General features: G+C 67.5%; 14 protein-coding genes. 5 read left to right on the forward strand and 9 right to left on the reverse strand.

The features are described 5' to 3' along the window. Positions 1 to 30: 30 nt before the first annotated feature. The 9 genes from DVK03_RS14455 to DVK03_RS14495 form a co-directional block, all read right to left on the reverse strand. Positions 31 to 432, reverse strand: coding sequence for a hypothetical protein (locus DVK03_RS14455; RefSeq protein ID WP_004061875.1), 402 nt, complete (start codon positions 430 to 432; stop codon positions 31 to 33). 111 nt (positions 433 to 543) lie between these two features. Then, positions 544 to 729 carry a hypothetical protein gene (locus tag DVK03_RS14460; protein ID WP_004041242.1) on the reverse strand — a complete coding sequence of 62 codons (186 nt, stop codon included), beginning with the start codon at positions 727 to 729 and terminating at the stop codon, positions 544 to 546. A 593-nt stretch (positions 730 to 1322) separates the two neighbouring features. Beyond that, positions 1323 to 1673, reverse strand: coding sequence for a hydroxyisourate hydrolase (gene uraH, locus DVK03_RS14465; protein WP_004061872.1), 351 nt, complete (start codon positions 1671 to 1673; stop codon positions 1323 to 1325). Between the two features lies 1 nt (position 1674). Beyond that, positions 1675 to 2661 carry a factor-independent urate hydroxylase gene (pucL, locus tag DVK03_RS14470; protein ID WP_115803654.1) on the reverse strand — a complete coding sequence of 329 codons (987 nt, stop codon included), beginning with the start codon at positions 2659 to 2661 and terminating at the stop codon, positions 1675 to 1677. 97 nt (positions 2662 to 2758) lie between these two features. Beyond that, a complete protein-coding gene (uraD, locus tag DVK03_RS14475; RefSeq protein WP_115803653.1) occupies positions 2759 to 3265 on the reverse strand; it encodes a 2-oxo-4-hydroxy-4-carboxy-5-ureidoimidazoline decarboxylase in 507 nt (168 codons plus the stop codon). 83 nt (positions 3266 to 3348) lie between these two features. Beyond that, the gene (locus DVK03_RS14480) at positions 3349 to 4728 is read right to left on the reverse strand and encodes a dihydroorotase family protein (protein ID WP_115803652.1); all 1380 of its coding nucleotides are present in this window, start codon (positions 4726 to 4728) and stop codon (positions 3349 to 3351) included. Between the two features lie 86 nt (positions 4729 to 4814). Beyond that, positions 4815 to 6239: a uracil-xanthine permease family protein gene (locus DVK03_RS14485; protein ID WP_115803651.1), complete on the reverse strand. Its 1425-nt coding sequence runs from the start codon at positions 6237 to 6239 to the stop codon at positions 4815 to 4817. A gap of 359 nt (positions 6240 to 6598) precedes the next feature. Further along, complete coding sequence (locus tag DVK03_RS14490) at positions 6599 to 7015, reverse strand: DUF3830 family protein (protein ID WP_115803650.1); 417 nt, start codon at positions 7013 to 7015, stop codon at positions 6599 to 6601. Positions 7016 to 7041: 26 nt separating this feature from the next. Beyond that, positions 7042 to 8361: a Zn-dependent hydrolase gene (locus DVK03_RS14495; protein ID WP_115803649.1), complete on the reverse strand. Its 1320-nt coding sequence runs from the start codon at positions 8359 to 8361 to the stop codon at positions 7042 to 7044. A 922-nt stretch (positions 8362 to 9283) separates the two neighbouring features. Here DVK03_RS14495 and DVK03_RS14500 point away from each other — a divergent pair. From DVK03_RS14500 to DVK03_RS14520, 5 genes are all read left to right on the forward strand, one after another. Beyond that, the gene (locus tag DVK03_RS14500) at positions 9284 to 9760 is read left to right on the forward strand and encodes a (2Fe-2S)-binding protein (protein WP_115803648.1); all 477 of its coding nucleotides are present in this window, start codon (positions 9284 to 9286) and stop codon (positions 9758 to 9760) included. A 1-nt stretch (position 9761) separates the two neighbouring features. Next, a complete protein-coding gene (locus DVK03_RS14505) occupies positions 9762 to 12125 on the forward strand; it encodes a xanthine dehydrogenase family protein molybdopterin-binding subunit (RefSeq protein ID WP_115803647.1) in 2364 nt (787 codons plus the stop codon). Next, positions 12122 to 12991 carry a xanthine dehydrogenase family protein subunit M gene (locus DVK03_RS14510; protein WP_115803646.1) on the forward strand — a complete coding sequence of 290 codons (870 nt, stop codon included), beginning with the start codon at positions 12122 to 12124 and terminating at the stop codon, positions 12989 to 12991. Before DVK03_RS14505 ends, DVK03_RS14510 begins: the two co-directional genes overlap by 4 nt. A 116-nt stretch (positions 12992 to 13107) precedes the next feature. After that, positions 13108 to 14250, forward strand: a complete 1143-nt coding sequence (locus DVK03_RS14515) for an XdhC family protein (RefSeq protein WP_115803645.1) — start codon at positions 13108 to 13110, stop codon at positions 14248 to 14250. Further along, positions 14247 to 14831 carry an NTP transferase domain-containing protein gene (locus tag DVK03_RS14520; RefSeq protein ID WP_115803644.1) on the forward strand — a complete coding sequence of 195 codons (585 nt, stop codon included), beginning with the start codon at positions 14247 to 14249 and terminating at the stop codon, positions 14829 to 14831. Before DVK03_RS14515 ends, DVK03_RS14520 begins: the two co-directional genes overlap by 4 nt. Positions 14832 to 15127: the final 296 nt, after the last annotated feature.

Here is a 15127-nt window from a genome sequence, read left to right on the forward strand (position 1 = left end):
CGAGCGGCGAAGCGAACGCAGGGCGCGTCGCTACCGCCCGTCGAACGCCTCGGGCGACAGGTCGAGTCCCGCGCGCTCCTCGTCGGTGAGTTCTTCGAGGACGCTCGTGCCGGACCCCGGTTTCGAGTCCCACGACCAGTCCTCGTGAAGGCGGAGGCGGCCGTCTTCCAGTCGCTCGATGCGGTCCGTCGAGTGGCCGGTCGCAGTCGTCCCGTCGTCGGTGACGTGAGAGTACCGGAAGTCGAGCGTGTCGCCGCGGTGGCGGCCGACGAGGTGGCCCAGCCTGACGGTTCCGCCGCGGTACGTCGCGTGAATCAGGTCGCCGGACTGGTCGAACCAGAAGTGGGTGTCGCCGCCGACGTCGCCGCTCTCGGCGTTGGCGACCGATTTGAAGACGCGCCCGTCGAGGGACGGCGCGTGAGATTCGGACATAGTCCGTGTGCGAGGCGGACCGTTATGAGTGGTCCGCCGAGAACTGCGAGCGGCCGACTTCCCCCGGTCGACCGCCCGTCGCGGCCCCTGCACCACCACTACCACCAGCGGTCAGTAGCTACTCCGATCTCCCGAACCGGAGTCAGAGCCGTTTTTGACCGCGTCAGTCGCCTTTTCGATGCCTTTCTTGGCTTTCTCCTCGCTCACCTTCGTCCGCTTTCCGACCTGTTTGGCGACTTCGTCTTCGTGGCCCTCTACCAGTCCGAGCAGCCGTCGAAGCTTGCTCATCACGCCCATGGCGTCGGCAGTAGCGACTCCTCGGAGGAAAAGGTGGTGGCCCCGAACCGCGGAATCGACACCCGAGAGAGACGGCGGCCGGCTTCGGGGAGACGGTGAATCAACAGTCGAAAGAACGAATTATCTATAAATCCAATATATAATAAAATACTGAGAGGTGTGCGAGCAGTCAATCGTCTTTCTCTACGGTAGGAGAGGAGTGAACGGGTCGGTCGATACGGCCCGTTCGAAGGAACCAACAGACGAAAAAAGGAACTAGACGCAGTCTTCAGGCCCGCGAGGGTCGAGCTTTCGAGACGTGCCGTTCGGAGCGACTCTCGCGTCGTCAGCACGAACGACGGCCTCGCGTGATGTTCGAGTCGGTAGCGCCAGTACGGTCGCTTTCGTCGGGTACAGTGATTGAGCGTCGGTTGTACTCTGGTAGCAAGGTCTCGAAACCGGCGAGTATCCGACGGCGGGTTCCGAGACGAGTGGGTCCATCGTCCAGCCCCGAAATTGATACGGAATATGGTATTTTTTCGATACTCCCGAATTGCTGTTAGTTCGTTCTGGCGTTCCTGTCGGGGCGACGAGCCATGGTCCCGATCGGCGTCTCAGCTTCCCCGGTAGGTCGTGTAGCTCCCCGGCGACAGCAACAGGGGAACGTGATAGTGCTCGCTGGCGTCGTCGACGACGAACCGGACCGGAACCGTCTCCAAGAACGACGATTCCGTGGGGCCGTCGCGGTAGTACGGGCCGACTTCGAACAGGAGTTGGTAGGTTCCGGTCTCCATCGCGTCGCCCGACAAAAGCGGTTCGTCGACCCGTCCGTCGTCGTTGGTCGTGCCGCGGCCGACCGTCTCCGCCTCGCCGGACGAATCCAGTTTTTGAAGCGTCACGTCGACGCCGGCCGCCGGTCCCTCGCTGCTGGTGTCGAGGACGTGCGTGGTTACTCCTTCGCTCATCTTACTGCTCGTCGAGGTCGCCGCGGTCCATCGAGAACTGCTGGAAGCCGGTCGGCGCGGGCGGCTCCCGCAGGACGCTGGCGTCGCCGTCGAGGTCGTCGCGGACGCTGAGCCAGGTGCGGTTGTTCGCCTCGAACCGAACGGACGCGAGCTGCGGATAGCGTTCGAGGACGCGCAGGCCGATTTGGTAGATGAGGTCCTGAATCGAGTTCGAGTCGACCTCGTCGAAGACGACGTGGGCGATGTCGCGGACCTGCTCGGACGGCACGTACTGTTCGGGGTCCTCGCCGAGCGCGTCTTCGGGGTCGTCGTAGCTCCAGAAGATATCGAGCGAGATATAGAGCGTTCGGTCCTCGCGCTCCGGGAGCGTCGTGTACTCGTCTTGGACGTAGCCGGTGAACGAACTCCCCTTGACCTTGACCAGTTCGAGGCCGGTGACGCCGCTCGTCTGGTCGGTGATGACGGGTGTGCCGTCGTCTCGCGTCAGCGAGATGGAACCGTAGCCGGACTCGTTGTCGGAGACGCGGAAGACGAGGTCGCTCGCCTCGTACCCGTCGCCGTCGTCCTCTGGGACGGGCAGTTCGTCGAATCGAATCTCGTCGGCCGACACCTCGGCGGCGCTCATCTGCGAGTAGGTGTCCAAGAACCCCGACCCGACGAACTCCAAGAAGCCTTCGAGGGTGGCCCCGTCGTACTCGCCGGCGTGGTGGAGGATGAAGTTCTTCATCGAGTCCGTCGCCACGACCTTCGTGTTGTCGCCCTCGCTGAACGACGGCAGGAACTCCTCGCCTTCGACCTGCACGCGAACGTCGAGGCCGAACAGCACGTTGTCCCGCCCGTCGAACGACGACTCCGGAATCGTGCGAACGCCCTCCAGCGGGGTCGCGTACGTCCGGTAGACGGCGACGTTCTCCTTCCCGTAGTTCATCGTCCGCTGTTCGCCGCTGTCCGGGGCGTCACCGTCCACCGGTGACTGTTGCGCTGTCATAATTCGTCTATGAACGGTGCATCGTTAAACAAAAATCTTTGCGTTCGCGTGACATACGCGACTCGTTTCGGCTTTGATTCAGACAGACAGTCGATTCCTATTCTGACGAGAACCGCTCCGCCAACCGGAGTTCCGCAATCGTGTGGACCTCGTCCAGCGCGGTCCGAAACTCCGTCGACTCCGAGTGGTCGACCCGGCGTTCCATCGCCGCGGCAATCGCGTCGGGGTTCTCGTCTTTCACCGCCATGACGAACGGGAAGCCGAACCGCTCGCGGTACGTCTCGTTCAGTCGTTGGAACGTCTCGTACTGGCTCCGCGAGAGCGAGTCCAGCCCGGCCGACGCCTGTTCCGCCTCCGAGGCGTCGGTCATCTCGGTCCGCTCTCCGAGGTCGGGGTGCGCCCGGAGCAACTGGAGTTGCTTCTCGCGCGACGCGTCCTCGACGGCGCGCTTCATGGCCGACCGAAGTTCGTCCACGGACGAAAACGGTCGCGACGACCGCGCCCGCTCGGCGACCCACGGCGAGTGTTCGTATATCTCCCCGAGCGCGTCCACGAACGAGTCGTCGTCGAGGCGGTTCACCTGCTGGAGCGTGAGTTCGTGCATCGTTGTTTGGCGTGCGTGACCTCGACACTTCAACCTACTCGTGAACCTCCCTCCTTCCGCGTCGAATCGGCGGGGGGCCCGACTCACGCGCTCCAATCGGGGCGCTCGCGCTCCACGAACCGGCCGTGGCCGGGGTCACCGACGACCTCGCCGTCGGCCGCGACGACCTCGCCGCGGACGAGCGTCTTCGTCACCCGGCCCGTGACTTCCCGACCCTCGTAAATCGAGTAGTCCGCCTTCGAGGCGTTCGCGTCGGCGGAAATCGTGTACGTCTCGTCGGGGTCGAACAGGACGATATCGGCGTCGGTTCCGGGTTCGAGCGTGCCCTTGTTCGGGAGGCCGAACGTCTCGGCCGGGTTCGAACACATCACGCGGACGAGGAAGGGGTACGAGAGCCCGCGCTCGTTGACCGCCTCGTCGTGGAACACCGGGAGACTGACCTGCACGCCGTTCGCGCCGAACGGGCCCTCCCACCACGGCCGGTCGACCTTGTCGGCGCGCTTCGAGGCGACGTGGTCCGTCGAGACGACGCTCAGCACGCCGCGGCGGAGGTATTCGAACATCGCCTCCACGTCGTCTTCCTTGCGGATGGGCGGCGCGATTTTCGGCAGGTTCCCCAGTTCCACGTAGACGGAGTCGTCGAGCGTCGTGTAGTGCGTGCAGGTCTCCGCCCTGACCCGTGACCCGTCCTCGCGGTGGCGGGCGAGCGCGTCGGCGGCCGCCCGGCACGTCGTGTGGATGCCGTAGTATTTCGCCCCGGCCTCGGTCGCGAGCGTGACCGCGTCGGACGCGGCCATCGCCTCGGCGTAGTCGGGGCGAGACTGCGGGTACGTCTCGGGAGCGTCCTCGCCAGCGGCCCGGAGCTCGGCGGTGAGCGCCCGGCAGACCGAGTCGTCTTCGCTGTGGACCACGCCGACCGCGTCGTGTTCGGCGAGGCGGTCGAACACCCGCTTGAGAAAGCCGTTCGAGACGCCGAACTCGTAGGCGGTGTACATCTTGAACGAGGTCACGCCGTCGTCGACGAGCGCCGGAATCTCCTCGAAGACCGCGTCGTCCTCCCTGAGAATCCCGCCGTGTAATCCGAAGTCGACGAGCGCCTGCTCTTGGTTGGCGCGTTTGCGTTCGAGGCCCTCCGAGAGGGTCGCCGGCTCGTCCCACGGACTGTCCGCACCCTCGTAGGCCTGCCACGCGAAGTCGATGAACGTGGTGACCCCGCCGAGCGCCGCCGCGCTGGACACGGTTCGGTAGGTGTCGATGGAGACGTGGTCGTCGACGTGGACGTGCGGGTCGACGACGCCGGGCATGACGACCTGTCCAGTCGCGTCGATTCGGTTCCGTCCAGCGGGGAGGGCGTCCTCGTCGCCGACGCCGACGATGCGACCCTCGTCGACCGCGACCGCGGCGTCGAGCGTCCGCGAGTCGGTGACGACGGTCCCGCCGGCGAGTATCGTGTCAATAATCATCACGACACACTCCTCGGTGGAGCGAATTATACGTACCGGTAGACCGCGGGTCGAACTGGGGCGAGAAAGCAGCAGACGGGGCGAACTCAGTCGTCGACCGGCGCGGAGGGCGACGACTCAGAACTCGACAGTTCGGTCAGGTCTTCCGGGTCGAGGCCGTCGGTGTGCTCGGTCGGGCCGAGGCCGACGCCGCCGCCGGGGAGCACGACGTTGAGCGCGAGCGCGGTGAAACCGCCGGTGACGAGCGCGGAGCCGAACAGCGTCTGCACCTCGGCGGGGAAGTTCTGGAGCACCTCGGGGCGGAACGCCACGCCGAGGCCGAACGCCATCGACAGCGCGAGAATCGTCGAGTTCCGGTGGTCGAGCGTGACGTTCTGCGTGATGATGCGCGCCCCCGAGGAGAAGATCATCGCGAAGAGGATGAGCGCGCCGCCGCCGAGGACGGCGTCGGGCATCACGGAGACGACCGCGCCGACCTTCGGGACGAAGCCGAGCACGACGAGGACGACCCCGCCGATGCCGACGACGTATCGGCTCGCGACGCCGGTGAAGCTCACGAGGCCGACGTTCTGCGAGAACGACGTGTTGGGAAGCGCGTTGAACAGCGCGGCGAACGCGCTCATCACGGCGTCGGCGACGAGGCCGCCGCGGAACTCCTTGCGGGTCGGGTTCCGGCCGGTCGCCGACACCGTGCCGGAGATGTCGCCGATGGTTTCGAGACCGGTGATGACGTAGAGGAACGCGACCGTGAGCACGGCGCTGGGCGGGAATTCGAGGCCGAACCTGAGCGGCGTCGGCACGGTTATCCACCCCGCGGTCGCGACGGCGGTGAAGTCGACCATCCCGAGCGCGATGGCGGCGACGTAGCCGACGACGATGCCGACGAAGACGCTGATGACGCGGAGGAAGCCGTCGAAGAACTGGTTGAGAACGACCGTGACGACCAAGACGAGCCCCGCGAGGCCGAGGTTCGCAAACGAGCCGTAGCCGGCGGCCGAGGGGCCGGCGGACGCGCCCGCGGCGTAGTTCATCCCCGTCGGGATGAGCGTCAGCCCGATGAGCATCACGACGATGCCCGTGACGAGCGGTGGGAAGTACTTCTGGAAGCGGTCGAGCGTGACGCCCATCACCAACTCGACGGGCGCGGCGAGAAGTGACGCGCCGAAAACCGCGGCGATGCCGAACTGTTGGCCGATGCCGATGAGCGGGCCGAGGAACGCGAAGCTCGTTCCCATGACGATTGGGAGTCGCGCGCCGACGGGACCGATTGGGAAGGCCTGCACGAGCGTCGCCGCGCCGGCGACGATGAGCGCCATCTGCACGAGAAACGTCGTCTGGCCCGACACCGAACCGACGGCGCCCGCGAGGATGAGCGGCGGCGCGACGTTGCCGAGGAACATCGCGAGGACGTGTTGGATTCCCAGCGGGACCGCCTCGCCCAGCGGCGGTCTGTCTTCGATATCGTACAGTACGACCGAGTCGCTCTCCGCATCGGCGGATGTGCTAGTCATCAGCTCACACGACACGAGACTGGCTTTTGAAACTACCCCTTATTCACCTAATATATCTATGAATGATGTTTTCCTTCGAGCAAGAACACACGTACAGACAGCGCTCGCTCGTCGAGCGAGACAGTCGTAGAAATCATCGAGGGAACGTATGCAATCGCGCGGCTCATCGAGGGCGCGCGCTACCGGTGCGACCGCCTGTGGCGTCCCCGCCTACGGACGGGCCGATACCGACGGTCGGGAGCGCGTTGAACGTCCGCTCGTCGACGAGGCCGCGCGTCGTCTCGGTGAGGGGCACGCGAGTACGAGGTAGTCGCTCCGCGCGGCGGCCGAAAGCACGTCGTGAAGGACCGCGATGTCGGTCACTCCGATACCTCTCGGATGACGACGTCTTGGACGCCCTCGCGGAGCGTCAGTTCCTCGATTGCCTTCAGCTCCTCCGCCGTCGCGTCGATGGTCGCGAAGTGGTTCCCGGCGAGTTCACCGGCGGGGCTCTTGAAGCACGTCGGGCCGCAGGGGACGAGAATCTCCTGTTCGTTCCGGTAGCCGGGGTAGAGAAGCAGGTCGCCCCGCGACGGGTAGACGGTGTGGTTCTCCCGCGGAATCTCGGGGAGGTCGATTTCGTCGATGTTTATCCACGTCGCGATGCCGCTCCAGCGGACGTGCATGAGCCCCGACTCCAACGGGAGGAACTCTCGAACCGCCTCGACGGAGGCGGGCGCGCGGTCTTCGTGCAGTTCTGCGGTGAACGTCCGGTCTCCGATTTCTAGCTGTAACATGGGTGTAGTGGTTCGTGTGATGGTGGTTAGTTTCGTTCGGTGTCGTCCGTCTCGGTGTCGCCCGTCGTCGCCAGTCTGGCGAGCGTCCCCGCGAGCACTTCGGTCGCGGCGGTGCAGTCGGCCCAGTCGGCCCGCTCTCTCGGTGAGTGCGAGTGGCCGTTCTCGGAGGCGACGAACACGAGCGCGGCGTCGGTCACGTCGGCGACCTGCATCGTGTCGTGACCCGCGCCCGAATGGAGCGACAGCGTCTCGATGTCGCACGCGCGGGCCGCTTCGGTCGCGACCCGCCGACAGCGCTCCGACAGCGGCGTCGGCGGAACGTCGTAGGTGCAGTCGAACGAAGTCGTCACGCCGCGGTGGGTCTCGACCGCGTCGAGCGCCCGTTCGACCGCGTCCAACTGGAGGCGTATCTCCTCGCGGTCGACCGACCGGAGGTCGAGGCGGAGCGAGGCCGCGCCGGGGACGACGTTGACGACGTTCGGTTCGACGTCGAGTTCGCCGACGGTTCCGACGGCGGTGCCGCTGCCGGTCGTCGCGATGTCCGCGGCGCGCCGCTCGACCTCCAAGACGAGTTCGCTCGCGGCGGCGAGCGCGTCGTGGCGCGCCGTCATCTCGGTCGTCCCCGAGTGGTCGGCCTGCCCCTCGATAGACACGTGACACCGCGCGGTTCCGGTGATGTCGGTGACGATACCGAGAGGGACGCCGGCGTCTCCGAGGCGCGTGTTCTGTTCGATGTGGAGTTCGACCCACGCGTCCCACGCGCTCGCGTCGAGGCGGCCCGAGCCGCGGTAGCCGACGCGGTCGAGGGCGTCTTCGAGCGTCACGTCGCCGTCCGTCAGCGCGAGCGTCTCGTCGACGCCGCGTTTCCCGGCGGCGACCGTCGACCCGAGGACGCCGTCAGCGAAGCGCGTCCCCTCCTCGCCGGTGAAGCAGACGACTTCGAGCGGGCGAGCGGGCGTCAGGTCGCTCTCGCGGATGCTTCGGACGGCCTCCACGGCGGCGTAGACCCCGAGCGGTCCGTCGAAGATGCCGCCGTTCGGAACCGAATCGAGGTGGCTCCCGGCGGCGACCGGGGCCGCATCCGGGTCGACGCCGTCCGGGGTCCACCGACCGGCGATGTTGCCGACGGCGTCGATACGGACGTCGAGACCGACCGCTTCGAGGCGGCTCACGAGGTAATCGCGGGCCCGCCCGTTCGCCGCGTCGGCGGGGAGCGCGGTTCGACCGCGCCCGTGTTCGGTGTCTACCGAGCCGAATACCGCCGTTCGCTCGATGTCTTCGCGGAGAGAGTCGCCGTCGATGTCGAACGAAACGCGACCCGCACTGCCGCGAGTCGGGGCCGTCACGGTCCCCCGTCACGGCGACCGCTGCGCCGTCGATTCCGCCGCCGGGTGGCACCGTGTCGCGGCGAGGCAGGAACGTCCGCGACCGAACCGCCGCCCGTCCCCGTCGTCCGGAGCCGGCGGTCGGCGGCTGTCGGCTTCGGTCTGAAAGGTATCATTGCGTACTTACCCCGAGAGTAACACCACTTGTTGATAAACATTTCGTGAGATGGCGATTTGGTGGCCAGAATACTCGATATTTTTCAAATTTAGTGAATACATACACAGTTCCAACCGGAGGGCCGGATTAGAATGTTCGACTATTTCAAACGCCGACGAGACAAGTGCGTCCGACAACCGCCCACACGACCAGCTCGAACCCGATTACTCATCCCGTCCGAGCGAGACATCGAGCGCGCTCGACGAAAGTGGGGTGATACCGCTCCGTTAGCCACCGCCGAGCGACGGTGGTTACCTCGGCTCGTCCAAGATGCTCGAACGCGCGACGGGGGACAGCGACACCACGGCGTGCGCTCCCGTCCTTGGGTGAACTCCTCGCGATGGATTACAAATTTACGGTTGTAATTTCCTATTCCAGACGCACGACCCCCGTGATGACAAACGGTATCGTGTCTCTCGCGAGCCGCGAGCGGTCGCCACAGCGCGCTCGACCTCCCGCGGAACGCGTTCGACTATTTCAAACGGGAGCGTCGAATCGGGAATCAGGCGGGGTCGGTGCGAGGCGGGGTGAGGCTGGGGAGACGACGAACGAAACGACCACACCGGCGACATCGAGACCGCTCCCGAAGACCGCGCTCGTGAACCGGACAATCGAGGGGATGCTGGCACAATTATGCCCCCTACCAGAATATTTAATTGCGTATAGGAGCCGATATATTCAAGAATGATTCAAGATAGCACGTCAACTACCGTAATCCGAGCGAGCGTGAACGGTGAAGACGAACAGTTCGCCGTCTCGTCCGGCGAGACGCTCATGGAGACGCTCCGCGGGGCGGGGTACTACGGCGTCAAAAACGGCTGTGACGAGGGCGTTTGCGGGGCATGCAACGTCATCCTCGGCGACGAGGGAGTCACCCGGTCGTGTCTCGTTCCGGCGGCGAGTTGCGACGGAGCGGAGGTGATGACCGTCGAGGGACTGGCCGACGACGACGGCGGCCTCCACCCCCTTCAGTCGGCGTTCCTCGAACACGGGGCCGCCCAATGTGGCTACTGCATCCCCGGCGTACTGCTCGCCTCGTACGACCTCCTCCAGCGGAACGACGAGCCGACCGAGAGCGAGGTCGCAGACGCGCTGAGCGGCAACATCTGTCGCTGTACGGGCTACGTCCAGCAGATAGAGGCGGTGCAAGCGGCGGCCGACCGCCTCTCCGGGTCGGACGCGTCGTCCGAGGGCTCCGGGTAAGATGCCTCGGTCCGACACCGGCGACCCCGAGACGGCGGCGAAGTCGACCAGCGAGGCGCGCGGAGACGACGCCCCCGTCGGCGAGAGCGTCGAGAAAGTCGACGGCTGGGGGCTCGTCACCGGCAAGGCACGCTACACCGACGACGTGCCGACCGACGACGCCCTCGCCGCGAAGGTGCTTCGGAGCCCGCACGCGCACGCTCGCGTTCGGTCTATCGACACCGAGGCCGCGGAAGCGATAGCCGGCGTGAAGGCGGTGCTCACCCACGAGGACGTTCCCGAGGACCGCTTCACGCGAACCGGTTTTCCCTACCCGGCCCCGGCCCCGTTCGACGAGCGCGTCCTGAACGAGACGGTCCGGTTCGTCGGCGAGCCGGTGGCCGCCGTCGCCGCGCGAACCGCCGAGGCCGCCGCGGCCGCGGTCGACGCCATCGAGGTCGACTACGAGCCGTACGACCACGTCCTCGACGCGCACGAGGCGATGGGGGCGGACGCGCCGACGCTCCACCCTGAGCCGTACGAGAACCCTCAAGAGAACGCGGCTCCCGAGCGGAACGTCGTCTGCGAGACCCGCCACGAGGAGGGAAACGTCGAACGCGGGTTCGAGGCGGCCGACGAGGTCGTCGAGGGGGAGTACGAGACGCAGGCCGTCCACCACCTCCCGATGGAGACGAACACGACCATCGCGTGGGTGGACGACCGAAGGCGGCTCGTCCTGCGGACGACGACGCAGGTCTCGCACATCTGCCGCGACAAAATCGCCCGCGTGTTCGGCCTGAACCGCACCGACGTTCGAGTCGTCAAGCCCCGCGTCGGCGGCGGCTTCGGCGTCAGACAGGACACGCTCCCGAACCAGTTCATCGGCGCGGCGCTCGCGCTCGAAACCGGCGAGAAGGTCCGGCTGAAAAACGACCGGAAGGAGGACCTCCACGGGGCGCAGACGCGCCACGCCCAGACCGTCCGCGTCAAGACCGGCGTCCGGGAGGACGGGACGCTCACGGCGATGCACGTCGACGTGACCTCGAACACGGGCGCGTACGGCTGTCACGCCTCCGCGGTGCTGATGAACGCCGCCCACGAACCGCTGTCTGTCTACCCCTGCGAGAACCGGCTTTTCACCGGGCGCGCGGTCTACACCAACGTCACGCCCGGCGGGGCGATGCGCGGGTACGGGGCGGTACAGGGGACGTTCGGCATCGAGAGCCACCTCGACGAGGTCGCCGCGGCCATCGGGATGGGCCCGGTCGAGTTGCGGCGGCGAAACGCGGTCGAGGAGGGCGACGAGAGCTTCGAACCGGAGTACAGCGAGAGCAAGCGAACCCTCGAATCCGTCGGCGTCAAGGAGTGTCTCGAACGCGCCTGCGAGACGCTCGGCTGGGCGGACGGCCCCGAGGAACCGGCCGACGACCGCTACCAGCGCGGCTACGGGGTCGCGCTGGCGATGGCGAAATCCGGCGTCCCGAGCAGCGAGTTCTCCCGGTGTAACATCACGCTGGAAGATGACGGGACGCTCACCGTCCGGGTCGGCGTCGGAGACACCGGACAGGGCTCTGAGACGGTGATGGGCCAGATTGCGGCGAGCGTGTTCGGACTCGGCATCGAGTCGGTCCACGTGAAGGCCGACGACACCGACGCGACCCCGTGGGACAACGGGGCGTACGCGAGCAGTACGACCTACATCAGCGGGAACGCGACCGAGAAGGCCGCTCGCGACCTCGCGGCGAAGGTTCGCGACCTCGCGGCCGAGTGGCGCGGAGTCGCCCCGGACGACGTGGAACTGGCCGACGGCGAGGTCCGGTTCCCCGACGGAGAGTCGATGGCCCTCGAACGGTTCGCGTCGGAGGCGTTTCAGGGGATTCACGGGCCGAAGCGGCGACTCACCGGAACCGGGAAGCACCACACTGCGCTCTCGCCCAAGCCGTTCGCGGCGCAGCTCGCGGCGGTCGAAGTGGACACCGAGACCGGCGAGTTCGAAGTGCGCCGACTCGTGAACGCCGTCGACTGCGGACGGGCGATTAATCCCGCGGGCGCTCGCGGCCAAGTCATCGGCGGCGCGGTCATGGGACTCGGACAGACGGTCTCCGAGGACCTCCCGCTGGACGACCGGGGCGCGCCGGAGTTCCGCGGGCTCCGCGACTACGAGGTGATGCACGCGCCGGAACTCCCCGACATCGACACGGAGTTGGTCGAAACCGACGAGCCGACGGGGCCGTTCGGCGCGAAGAGCGTCGGCGAAGTGTCGATACTCGGCCCGCCCGCCGCGATTGCGAACGCGATACACGACGCCGTCGGCGTCCGGGCGACCGAACTCCCGATTACGCCCGAGACGGTGTGGACCGCGCTCCAGGAGGGCCGGGACCGATGACGGCGTTCGAGTCGGTCGAGTACGTCGAACCCGAGACCGTGCCGGAGGCGGTCGAGCGACTCGCAGACGCCGACGAGACGCGCGTCATCGCCGGCGGATACAGTCTCGTACCCCTGCTGAAAGACGGCATCGAGACCCCCGACCGGCTGATAGACGTGAGCGGCCTCAACGAGCTGCGCGGAATCACGGAGCGGGGCGACGGCGTCGCTATCGGCGCGCTCGTGACCCACGACGAGATTGCAACCGACGCGACCGTCGCGGAGCGCGCGCGGGCGCTGGCCGACGCGACCGATTCGGTCGGCGACTTTCAGGCGAGAAACCGCGGGACGATCGCGGGCAACCTCGTGTTTGCCGACCCGAAATACGACGCGCCGGCGGCGTTTCTCGCACTCGGCGGGAGAGTCGTCACTCGCGGGCCGGCCGGCCGGCGGGCGATAGCGGCGGACGACTGGTTCCGCGGCCCCGGAACGACCGCGCTCGACGGGAACGAGCTCGTCACCAGAGTCGAGGTGCCGAGCGTCGAACGGAGCGGCTACGTCCGAACCTCGGAGTACTCGGGGTACGCCGTCGTCGGTGTCGCGGCCGCGTTCGAGACCGACGACGGGGTCGTGCGCTCGGCCCGAGTCGCGGTGAACGGGGCCAAGCCGTATCCGGTTCGGCTCCCGAACGTCGAACGCGCGCTCGTCGACGAGGCCGTCGGCAGGGTCGTCGACGGCGACGGTGCGACCGAGGCCGCGACCGCCGCACTCGACGACGTCGAGACGGCGTCGCTACTGGCGAACGACGCGGCGACCGAGGAGTACCGGCGACAGCTCGTCCGGACGTACTGCCGACAGGCAATCGAGCGGGCCGCTTCGGAGCCGTGAACCGCCGGCCGAGCGGGGCGTGTGGGCGTGTTCGTCCGACCGTCCCGTGCGGCGGGGCCACCGAACCGACCGATAAATCAATACTGCTGACGGGAGTACGGGAAGGCGACTGAACGATGCGAACGACAGACGACCCGTGGAGCGCGACCGCAGACAGCGTCCGGCAGTCGATGCGCGAGCAGCGAGGCTCGGGGTCGGAGGCGGTCGTCGCGACCGTCGTGAACGTCGAGGAGTCGGGCTACCGCCGACCGGGGGCGCGGATGGTCGTCGTGCCCGACGGCGAGCGACTCGGCGCGGTCACCGCCGGCTGTATAACCGAGTCGGTGACAGAGACCGCGCGGCGGGTGAGCGCGAGCGGGACGCCGCGACTGGAGACGTTCGATCTCCGGGGAGGCGACGGCGACGCGTGGGGGCTCGGACTCGGCTGCAACGGCGTCATCGACGTGCTCGTCGAGCCGGTCGACGCGAGTTTCGACCCCGCGTTGAGCGAACTCCGCGAGAAACGCGCGGCGACGGTGCTCACCGCCGTCGAGACCGACGACCCGGCAATCGGCGTCGGCGACCGGACGGTGATAACGCGGGGACGGGGCGAACGGCTCTCGAAGGGCCGTCCCGGCCTTCCCGAGGCGGTCGTCGCCGAGGCAGAATCGCGGCTCGACGGGGCGGCGTCAGGCGCGGCGGCGACGCTCGACGTGCGGACGAGCGACGGCGACGTGCGGGTGTTCGCAAACGACCTCGCGCCGACGCCGGAGCTGCTCGTCTTCGGCGGCCACGGAGACGTCAACCCCGTCGCGTCGCTCGGCGCGCAGGCCGGCTTCCGCGTCCGCGTCGCGGCCGCGAGAGGGGCGCACGCCGACGAGAGTCGGTTCCCGGCGGCCAGCGAAGTGACCGCGGTACACCCCGCCGAACTCGCGGCCCTCGTCGACGCGCCCGACCACACCTACGTCGTGCTCATGTCGCACAACTTCGTCGACGACCGACTCGCGCTGGAGTCGATACTCGGGACCGAGGTTCCGTACGTCGGCGTGATGGGCCCGCGGCGGCGGTTCGACCAGCTCCGCGAGGCGATGGACCGAGAGCTTGACGCGACCGACCGCGACCGAATCGCGGCCCCGTGCGGCCTCGACATCGGCGGCGACGAACCCTCGGCCATCGGGCTGAGCATCGTCAGCGAACTGCTCGCGGTTCACAACGGCCGCAGCGGGGCACGGCTGACCGACCGCGCGGGCCCGATTCACGGGCGGCCCGAGCTCGGATGACCCGGGTGGGCATCCTGCTCGCCGCGGGGGCGGGAACCCGGTTCGAACCCGGGAACAAGCTCTGTCAGCCGCTCGACGGCGAGCCAATCGTCCGCCGGGCGGCCCGGCGGCTGGTCGAGTCGCCGGTCGATGAAACCGTGGTCGTCCTCGGACACGACGCCGAACGGGTCCGGCGAACGTTAGAACCGCTCGAAAGTCGGCTGACGGTCGTCCGTAACGAGCGATACGACGCTGGACAGAGCGCGTCGGTTCGGCGCGGGGCGGAGGAGGTGCTGTCGCGCGGCGGGTCGGTCGGCGTGTTCGCGCTCGGCGACATGCCCGCCGTCGGGAGCGCGACCTACGACGAACTCCTCGCGGCGATTGACCGCGACGACCGACACGTCGTCGTCCCGGTGTACGACGGGCGACGCGGAAACCCCGTCGCGTTCGACGCGGCAGCGCTCGACCGGTTCGGGAGGCTCACGGGAGACGCGGGTGCGCGCGCCCTGTTCGAAGCGATGCCAGTCGCTCGAGTCGCCGTGGACGACCCCGGAATCCACGCGGATATCGACACGGTGGCCGACCTCGAAGCGCACCGCTGACGCCGGTCGTCGAGGCGTCTCCCGACCGCCGCGAGTTCGGCATCGTGGAGGGCTGACCGGGCACGCGGGACCGCCGGAGCGACGCGGGAGCCACACCACCGCCCTCGGAATGCAGTAGACGATTATATTCATTATATCCGTGGGGTGAGAGGGAGGAGATACTAACAACATTACGACGGTACTACTGTAACGAGTCGCGGGCGCGGCTCGGCGTGACCGAACGACGGGCGACACGAGTGAAGGCGGCGTGAGCGGTGAAAAGAGGGGTGACGGCGCGAGTCAGGGCACGGCCAGTG

This window comes from Haloferax sp. Atlit-109R (assembly GCF_003665865.1).
In the GTDB taxonomy this organism is placed as follows: Archaea; Halobacteriota; Halobacteria; order Halobacteriales; family Haloferacaceae; genus Haloferax; species Haloferax volcanii.

What these genes read in the sequence shown, in the direction of transcription:
- DVK03_RS14455 (WP_004061875.1), bottom strand. Translation starts at nt 432, where the DNA reads ATGTCCGAATCTCACGCGCCGTCCCTCGACGGGCGCGTCTTCAAATCG.
- DVK03_RS14460 (WP_004041242.1), bottom strand. Translation starts at nt 729, where the DNA reads ATGGGCGTGATGAGCAAGCTTCGACGGCTGCTCGGACTGGTAGAGGGC.
- uraH (WP_004061872.1), bottom strand. Translation starts at nt 1,673, where the DNA reads ATGAGCGAAGGAGTAACCACGCACGTCCTCGACACCAGCAGCGAGGGA.
- pucL (WP_115803654.1), bottom strand. Translation starts at nt 2,661, where the DNA reads ATGACAGCGCAACAGTCACCGGTGGACGGTGACGCCCCGGACAGCGGC.
- uraD (WP_115803653.1), bottom strand. Translation starts at nt 3,265, where the DNA reads ATGCACGAACTCACGCTCCAGCAGGTGAACCGCCTCGACGACGACTCG.
- DVK03_RS14480 (WP_115803652.1), bottom strand. Translation starts at nt 4,728, where the DNA reads ATGATTATTGACACGATACTCGCCGGCGGGACCGTCGTCACCGACTCG.
- DVK03_RS14485 (WP_115803651.1), bottom strand. Translation starts at nt 6,239, where the DNA reads ATGACTAGCACATCCGCCGATGCGGAGAGCGACTCGGTCGTACTGTAC.
- DVK03_RS14490 (WP_115803650.1), bottom strand. Translation starts at nt 7,015, where the DNA reads ATGTTACAGCTAGAAATCGGAGACCGGACGTTCACCGCAGAACTGCAC.
- DVK03_RS14505 (WP_115803647.1), top strand. Translation starts at nt 9,762, where the DNA reads ATGCCTCGGTCCGACACCGGCGACCCCGAGACGGCGGCGAAGTCGACC.
- DVK03_RS14510 (WP_115803646.1), top strand. Translation starts at nt 12,122, where the DNA reads ATGACGGCGTTCGAGTCGGTCGAGTACGTCGAACCCGAGACCGTGCCG.
- DVK03_RS14515 (WP_115803645.1), top strand. Translation starts at nt 13,108, where the DNA reads ATGCGAACGACAGACGACCCGTGGAGCGCGACCGCAGACAGCGTCCGG.
- DVK03_RS14520 (WP_115803644.1), top strand. Translation starts at nt 14,247, where the DNA reads ATGACCCGGGTGGGCATCCTGCTCGCCGCGGGGGCGGGAACCCGGTTC.